General features: G+C 47.2%; 8 protein-coding genes. 4 read left to right on the forward strand and 4 right to left on the reverse strand.

Annotated features, from left to right (window positions below; all coding sequences use genetic code 11):
- Positions 1 to 298: 298 nt before the first annotated feature.
- The 3 genes from gatB to Q0238_RS01930 form a co-directional block, all read right to left on the reverse strand.
- The gene (gene gatB / locus Q0238_RS01920; protein ID WP_297942366.1) at positions 299 to 1,720 is read right to left on the reverse strand and encodes an Asp-tRNA(Asn)/Glu-tRNA(Gln) amidotransferase subunit GatB; all 1,422 of its coding nucleotides are present in this window, start codon (positions 1,718 to 1,720) and stop codon (positions 299 to 301) included.
- Positions 1,721 to 1,832: 112 nt separating this feature from the next.
- A complete protein-coding gene (locus Q0238_RS01925) occupies positions 1,833 to 2,057 on the reverse strand; it encodes a hypothetical protein (protein ID WP_297896069.1) in 225 nt (74 codons plus the stop codon).
- A complete protein-coding gene (locus Q0238_RS01930) occupies positions 2,047 to 2,727 on the reverse strand; it encodes a F0F1 ATP synthase subunit A (protein ID WP_177387592.1) in 681 nt (226 codons plus the stop codon). Before Q0238_RS01930 ends, Q0238_RS01925 begins: the two co-directional genes overlap by 11 nt.
- A gap of 327 nt (positions 2,728 to 3,054) precedes the next feature.
- Here Q0238_RS01930 and Q0238_RS01935 point away from each other — a divergent pair, with 327 nt between their 5' ends.
- The 4 genes from Q0238_RS01935 to dnaK all read left to right on the forward strand — a co-directional run bounded on the left by Q0238_RS01935 (position 3,055) and on the right by dnaK (position 6,601).
- Entirely contained in the window at positions 3,055 to 3,189 is a 135-nt protein-coding gene (locus Q0238_RS01935; protein ID WP_297942369.1) for a hypothetical protein, read from the forward strand.
- Between the two features lie 120 nt (positions 3,190 to 3,309).
- On the forward strand, positions 3,310 to 4,098 hold the full coding sequence (locus Q0238_RS01940; protein WP_297942372.1) for an HrcA family transcriptional regulator: 789 nt from the start codon (positions 3,310 to 3,312) through the stop codon (positions 4,096 to 4,098).
- Positions 4,095 to 4,670, forward strand: coding sequence for a nucleotide exchange factor GrpE (locus tag Q0238_RS01945; RefSeq protein ID WP_297942374.1), 576 nt, complete (start codon positions 4,095 to 4,097; stop codon positions 4,668 to 4,670). The genes Q0238_RS01940 and Q0238_RS01945 overlap by 4 nt, the downstream gene beginning before the upstream one ends.
- A 44-nt stretch (positions 4,671 to 4,714) precedes the next feature.
- Positions 4,715 to 6,601, forward strand: a complete 1,887-nt coding sequence (dnaK, locus tag Q0238_RS01950) for a molecular chaperone DnaK (protein WP_297942376.1) — start codon at positions 4,715 to 4,717, stop codon at positions 6,599 to 6,601.
- A 934-nt stretch (positions 6,602 to 7,535) separates the two neighbouring features.
- On the opposite strand, the gene Q0238_RS01955 is transcribed toward dnaK, so the two are convergent.
- Complete coding sequence (locus Q0238_RS01955; protein ID WP_070642857.1) at positions 7,536 to 7,904, reverse strand: zinc ribbon domain-containing protein YjdM; 369 nt, start codon at positions 7,902 to 7,904, stop codon at positions 7,536 to 7,538.
- Between the last annotated feature and the right edge of the window lie 227 nt (positions 7,905 to 8,131).

The raw sequence follows: 8,131 nt of genomic DNA on the forward strand, positions 1-8,131 counted from the left end.
AAAATTCCTAACGGACGTGCTTCTTAAACCCCTCCGTCGCAGACCGACACTTGATGCAAACAGCCCGCACGAGAAAAAACGAACTCAAAAGAACAAAACGTGCGCGAGGAGAGCAGGTAGCCGCAGAGATCGCGCCGAATGAAATATAACACGAAAAGCCTTCGTCATTGGCGCGTTAAAGCTTTAGCTCGAAGCAAAACGCTGCGAGCAGATTTAAAATTTTATCCCTAAGAGCTTCATCTATCGCATGCGCTCCGCCGCCTTTTATTCGTCGTTCGCCACCGCAGAAGCTGCGAAATCAACCCAGCTTCTGTTTTAAAAGCTCGTTTACTTTCGCAGGATTAAACGCACCCTTGCCCTCTTTCATCACTTGGCCTACGAAGAAGCCGAATAGCTTGTCCTTGCCGCCGCGATAGTCCGCGACCTTGTCCTCGTTTTGGCTCATCACGCGCGCTATGATCTGCAAAATCGCGCCGTCGTCGCTTACTTGCCTCAAGCCAAGCTTATCGATGACCGAGCTTACAGCCTCGTCGTGCTCCATTAGATAATCAAGCACCTCTTTGGCGGCCTTTTGCGACACTGCGCCGCCTTCGATCGCGCTTAAAAGCTCGCTCATCTTCGCGCTACCTACGGGCGAATCCTCGATCGTAACGCCGTTTTTGAGCCTGCCCGCAAGCTCGACGGTAAGCCAACTCACGCAGAGTTTCGGCTCGTGCCCCTCCGCGATTAGATCCTCGAAAAATCGCGCATTTTCATAGGTCGAGATTATGATCTCGGCATCCTTCTCTTTAACGCCCAGCTCGCGGACATAGCGGGCCTTTTTCTGATCGGGAAGCTCGGGGATCTGCCGCGCAGCAGCCAGCATCTCGTCATCCACGATCACGGTTAGCAGGTCGGGGTCTGGGAAGTAGCGGTACTCGGCGCTATCCTCCTTGCTACGCATCGGCTTGGTAATAAATTTAACGGTGTCAAAAAGGCGAGTTTCTTGTACGACCTCTTGCTCATATTTGCCGTCCTGCCACGCTTCGATCTGACGCTCAATCTCGAACTCGATCGCCTTTTGGATAAATTTAAAGGAGTTTAAATTTTTAATCTCCACGCGCGTGTAGAGCTTTTGCTCGCCTTGCGGACGGATGCTGACGTTTACGTCGCAGCGAAACGAACCCTCTTGCATGTTCGCGTCGCTGATATTTAAAAAGCGCAAAATGCTGTGGAGTTTTTTTAGATACGCGACCGCCTCGTCCGCAGAGCGCATATCCGGCTCGCTTACGATCTCCAAAAGCGGCGTACCGGCGCGATTTAGATCAACTAGGCTGCGCGAGCTTTCGTGATTATTTTTGCCCGCGTCCTCCTCCAGGTGCGCGCGCGTGATGCCGATGCGCTTGCTCTGTCCGTCCGCAGCTATAAAAAGCTCGCCGTGCTCGACGATCGGGATCGTCCACTGCGAAATTTGATATGCCTTGGGAAGGTCGGGGTAGAAGTAGTTTTTGCGGTCGAATACCGACTTGCGATTGATCGTCGCATTGACGGCGGTGCCGAAGCTGATGGCTTTTTTAACCGCCTCCTCGTTTAGGACGGGAAGAGCGCCCGGAAGCGCCAAGCAGGTCGGGCATACGTGTGAATTCGCCTCGTCGCCGAAGCTCGTGGGGCAGGAGCAGAAAATTTTAGTTTTGGTATTTAGCTGGCAGTGTACCTCCAGGCCGATCACGGTTTCAAACATAAACTTAACCTTTTAGAATAAAAATTTCGCGTAATTTTACAATTTTTTGCTTTAATACTCGCTTGTAGCGGCACACAGCGTGGCTAAATTTTAAAATTTAATCGAATAGATTCTACTCGCCGCCGCTAAGGAGCTTTTCTTTCAGATCGAAAACATCGACCATCAGGCAGGTGATGATGACGCATATCACGCCCGGAGCGGTGCAGATGAAGAGGAATTTTAACCCCAAAAAATAAAATGATGGATAGGCAAAAAAGACGAATGCGCCGACGAAGATCAATCCGAACGACGCACCCACGAGGAAGTATAAGAAATTTCGCTTAAAATTAATGCTCATCGACGATCACGGCGCCCGCTAAATAAACGTAGCTTAAAACCATGAAAATGAAAGTCTGCAAAATCGCCATAAAAGTAAGCAGCGCAAACGGCACCATCGGCACTAGCGCAGGAGCGAGAGTAAGCATAACGAGCAGGAAAGTATCGTCGCCTTTGATGTTTCCGAAAAGTCGGAAAGAAAGCGATACGACGCGCGAAAAATGCGAGACGATCTCTATGACGAACATAAACGGAGCTAGGATTTTCACCGGCCCCATAAAGTGCTTTAGATAGTTGATCACGCCATGCTCGCGAACGCCCTCAAAATGGTAGTACAACCAAACGCAAAGCGTAAGCGAAAGGGTTAAATTTAAACTCGCGCTAGGCGACTCAAAGCCCGGCACCAAGCCGATAACATTACTAAAAAATATCACAAATCCCAATGTTGCGATTAGCGGAAGATATTTTTTAGCTTGTTCCTCGCTACCCATCGCGTCCTTACCGATCGTTAGCACGCCGCTTAGGTAGGCTTCGGCGATATTTTGCATGCCATGTGGCACAAGCTGAAGCGAGCGAGTGGAGCAAAGCGCGACGGCTACGATGATAGCGACGACCAAAAAGAAGTAAAAAAGGTAGATAAAAGTGTGGTCGTAAGAAATTAAACCGCCGAAAAGGAAGATGTCTTTTAGCATAAAAACCCTTGATCGTTGAAATTTGAGGCGTATTTTACACTTCTATTCGTTAAAGTATATTTAAATTTGCGCCAGCGAGTAAAATTTTGAGCTTTGCGAGTTCTCACACCGCTTTGCTTGCCTAGCACTTTCGTCTAGCTTGCGCACCATTTATGCGGGAATTTTGCGTTTTTTTAGCATTTAACTTCACATTTCAGCATTTCAGCAAATGACAAAATTTTAGCTGGTAACTACGGAATTTGCAGCTATACTGTTAATACTATTTTTGCAAAATAGAATTTATCTGTCGCATACAGAGAAGCCCTAGCCGGCTGTGCGGTAAAATTTATGTTTACAGATACAAAAAATACAATAAAATTCTACCGCGACGGCACCGCGATAAATTCCAAGAATTCCAAGAATTCCAAGAATTCCAAGAATTCCAAGAATTCCAAGAATTACGCTCAGCTCAAAAAATCATAGTTAAAATTTAGCAAACTCAGGATCCGATTGCTAAAATTTTATAAAATTTATATAAAAACCTTGACATCCTACCACTCAATGTTGTATAATACTGGCAATCTTACCGAAAGAGTGCTAAAAGTGAAAACGAATAAACGCGATATGATCCTGGAATCCATCATTTCCGCCTATCTTGATAGCAACACCCCGATCGGATCTTCCGAGCTGGGTGAGCGTATGGGCGTAGCGATGTCAGCGTCTAGCATTCGAATTTATTTTAAGCGCTTAAGCGACGAGGGGGCTTTGACGCAGCTTCATGTAAGTGGTGGTAGAATTCCGACGGTTGCGACGATGCAGGATTACTGGCGCGCTAGACTTAGCTTCGACGATGAGTTGAAAATAGACGATGCTCGCGAGCTAGAAGCGGTGCTTGAGGATTTTGAAATTTACTGTATGATTTTCAACGCCGAAAATGAAGCCCTAAGCGAAGTCATCAATCACGATGATCGCTTCATAATCCTTGCATTTAGAAAAGACGAGATTATCTTAAAATACGATTTTAGAGTTTTTAAATTCCTATCAAATTTAATAGGAATTTCACTCGGAGATTTAGAGCTAGCTTCGATACAGATCGGTTTGCGCGAGCTTAGCACCAAAATTAAGGAGCTAAAAAATTCTAAAATCGAATTTCTTTGTAACGAGGTCGTAGCGTATAAAATTTTCAAAGACGAGCGGTTTAAAATTTTACTTAACCCCTCGATCGCCGTAAATTTTACTAAAAATTTGATCTTCGCGCCCTACTTTGAGCACGGATTTATGGGGATCAAACGCCCTGTAAAATTCGAAGGCGAGGACGCTACGATGATCTGCGCAGGCAGCGTTTACGAGAATTACGAGAAATTTTTTAACTACGCTAAAGGAGTAGCATGAGCCATAAATTTAAAGAGCACGGCGATAAAAATGCAGCGTGCGATAGTGAAGAAAAAGAGGTTTGCGAGCAGTGCGCGTCAGAGGCGAGCGAGCCGCAAGAGGCGCGGACATGCGACGATACCGACGCGCAGATACAAAAGCTTCAAAACGAGCTGAGTGAGATCACCGATAAATTTTACCGCGCTAATGCGGATTTTGAAAATCTCAAAAAACGTTTGGAAAAAGAAAAAGATAGCGCTGTTGCTTACGCTAGCGAGAGCTTTGCGAAGGATCTGCTGCCGATAATCGACGCGCTTGAGGAAGCCGCCAAAATTGATGTGGAAGGTAATGAGCTTGCAGATAAAATCGAAGTCGGCGTAAAACAATGTCTAAGCCTTTTTACAAAGACTTTTGAAAAATACGGTATCGTTCCGATAGCGACGGATGCGGGATTTGATCCTAGCGTGCATAACGCGATCTCGATGATTGAAGCCGAAGGCGCTAAAAAAGGCGATATAGTTCAGGTCTATCAAAAAGGCTATATGTATAAGCAGCGCGTTTTGCGCGCTGCTATGGTAGTAGTGGCGAAATAATCGTCCGAATTTTAAAATTTTAAATTCAACACAAAGGATAACAAATGGCAAAAGTCATAGGCATCGACCTAGGAACAACAAACTCGTGCGTAAGCATATTCGAGCGCGGCGAGAGCAAGATCATACCGAACAAAGAGGGTAAAAACACCACTCCGTCGGTAGTCGCTTTCACCGACAAAGGCGAGGTTTTAGTAGGCGACAGCGCCAAGCGCCAAGCAGTCACCAACCCTGAAAAGACGATCTATTCGATCAAACGCATCATGGGTCTTATGATGAATGAGAAAAACGCGCAGGAGGCTAAAAAGCGCCTACCGTATAAGATCATCGACCGAAATGGCGCGTGCGCGGTAGAGATCGCGGGCAAGGTCTATACGCCGCAAGAAATTTCAGCCAAGGTGCTAATCAAGCTAAAAGAGGACGCCGAGGCGTTTTTGGGCGAGCCCGTCGTAGATGCAGTCATAACCGTGCCTGCGTATTTCAACGACAGCCAAAGAAAGGCAACAAAAGAAGCAGGAACAATCGCGGGCCTAAACGTGCTTCGTATCATCAATGAGCCTACCGCGGCGGCGCTTGCGTATGGACTGGATAAAAAAGAATCCGAAAAGATCGTCGTTTACGATCTAGGCGGCGGTACATTCGACGTAACCGTGCTAGAAACCGGCGATAGCGTCGTAGAAGTTTTAGCTACCGGCGGTAATGCATTTTTGGGCGGCGATGATTTCGATAACAAACTGATCGACTTTTTAACCTCAGAATTTCAATCTGAAACAGGTATCGACTTGCGTGGCGATGTCATGGCTATGCAGCGCCTAAAAGAGGCTGCGGAAAACGCCAAAAAAGAGCTAAGCAGCGCGATGGAAACGACGGTAAATTTACCTTTCATCACTGCTGATGCCACCGGTCCAAAGCACCTGATGAAAACCATCACTAGAGCTAAATTTGAAAGTATGATCGATTCTTTGGTAGATGAGACCATAAGCACGCTTAAAAAGGTTGTAAGCGACGCGGGACTAAGCATGAACGACATAAAAGAGGTCGTCATGGTAGGCGGCTCGACGCGCGTGCCTTTAGTGCAAGAGGAGGTTAAAAAGGCTTTCGGTAAGGAGCTAAATAAGAGCGTAAACCCTGACGAAGTCGTAGCAATCGGCGCTGCAATCCAAGGCGCGGTCATCAAAGGCGACGTAAAAGACGTGCTACTGCTCGACGTCACTCCGCTAAGCCTAGGCATCGAAACCCTAGGTGGCGTGATGACCAAGATCATCGAAAAGGGAACTACGATACCTACGAAAAAATCTCAAACCTTCTCGACAGCAGAGGATAACCAAAGCGCCGTTACGATCAACGTCTTGCAGGGCGAGCGCGAGTTTGCGAAGGATAACAAATCGCTAGGAAATTTCAATCTTGAAGGCATCATGCCCGCTCCTCGCGGCGTGCCGCAGATCGAGGTGGAATTTAATATCGACGCGAACGGAATTTTAACCGTTTCGGCAAAAGACAAAGCCACCGGCAAAGCAACCGATATCCGCATCACCGGCTCAAGCGGCTTAAGCGACGCCGAGATCGATAAGATGGTAAAAGATGCCGAGCTTCACAAAGAGGAAGACAACAAGCGCAAAGAAACCGTCGAAGCGCGCAACCAAGCCGATAGCATCGCACATCAAACCGAAAAGAGCCTAAGCGAGATGGGCGAGAAGGTGCCGGGCGATCTACGCGCTAAGATCGAGAGCGCGCTAAACGATCTAAAAGCCGTGCTAAAGGATGAAAACGCGAGCAAGGAAGCGATAAACTCTAAAGTAGAAGCCCTAAGCAAGGTCGCCGAGGATCTATACAAGGCTGCCAGCGCAAATCAGGGCGCGCAAGGCGGATCGCAAAGCAGCGGTGCAAACGGCGGCAAAAAAGACGACGATGTCATCGACGCCGAAGTCGAATAGCTCGCTAACGCAAAGTGAAATTTTATAGCCGCGCGCTCTGTAGTTTTGCCTGCGCTTGAAAAGTAATTTTACCGGTGCGCGGCAGAAGCGACCCCATAAACCGCACATAAAATTTCATAGCTTCACACGCTCGGGCGTTTTTCATACGCCCGAGCTTAACCGCAACTTCAAAATTTAATTCCCAACAAACTAAAATTTGAGTCACACATAAATACTACTAAATTTTGCGCTGTATAAATATCGCTAGACATTAGAGCATATCCGAACGCGATCGAAATTTCTCCGCACCGATCTCAAATATAGCTGAAATTTTAAGCCTATCGCCTACAAACGAAGCTGCGATAAATTTAAACGTATGGCTAGAAAGTAAAAAATGTATCGTAAAAAGACGCGGTAAAAAACGCCCGCTAAATTTAGAAGCAAAAGAGCTAAATTTAAAAATTCAAGTCGGTTTTATAGAAAGATATAATCCTGCCGTCGTTGCTTTACAAAATGTAATAAATAATAGCAAAAACACTATTGCTATTGATTTTTCTAGGACAAATAAGGTTAGTAGTAGAATAACTGACGTTGATGTGGTTATGGATTTAATGATTCACGATATTGACCTGGCACTAAAATTTAATGGCAAGGTAGATAAAATTTATGCACACGGCTACATAAAAAATCGAATGATAGAGTATGCAAGGGCTATAATAACACATAAAAATGGCTCTTTTTCTAATATTTTAGCAAGTAGAATTACGGAAAAAAGGACAAGAAATATCTGCGTAACTTGCGATGATAAATATATTGACTGCAATCTTCTAAGTAAAGAAATATTTGTCAATTTCTTTTAAAACCTAAGCAATTTTTATAAAGCAAAAGGCGGCACCTCCCCTAGCGTGAGCTAGTGCGGGAGGTGCCGCCTTTTCTGCGCCTCGCAGGAGGCGTTTTATGCCTTCTTGACGACGGAGGACTTCAGGTACATCTGGCCTGCACCGGGGACCTTCGCCTCAATGTCGTGGCCGTTGACGGGGGATTCGAGCAGGCGGATGCCGCGCACCTTGGTGCCTGCCTTGATGTCTGCGCCGCCCTTGACCTTCAGGCCCTTGACGATGGTGACGGAGTCGCCGTCGACGAGCTCGTTACCGACAGAGTCGAGAACCTTGGTGCCTGCTTCTTCTTCGGTTTCGCCTGCTGCGGTGCGTTCCCATTCGTGGCCGCACATGGGGCATGCCCATAGTTCGCCCATTTCGTAGGTGTAGTTTTCGCTGCATTCGGGGCAGGCGGGTGCTTCGATTTCGTTGAGGTTTTCGCTCATGGTTCCTTCTTCGATCTGTGCGGATGTGCCGCTCCCCTGTTTCCGCGGTGTTACTGCGGTGGTGCTGCGGCGTGTGGGCGCGCGTCAGCCAGGCTGGGGGTGCGACGGTGGAGGATGCGAGGATTCTCGCGTTCGTGCTGACTATACCATTTGGCGGGTGTGAACCGCATGTGCGGGGCTGTTTTTTGCCGGTCTTTTGGGGTGGGTGCGGGGCGTGCCGGTCAATA

This window comes from uncultured Campylobacter sp. (assembly GCF_938045775.1).
Taxonomy (GTDB): Bacteria; Campylobacterota; Campylobacteria; order Campylobacterales; family Campylobacteraceae; genus Campylobacter_B.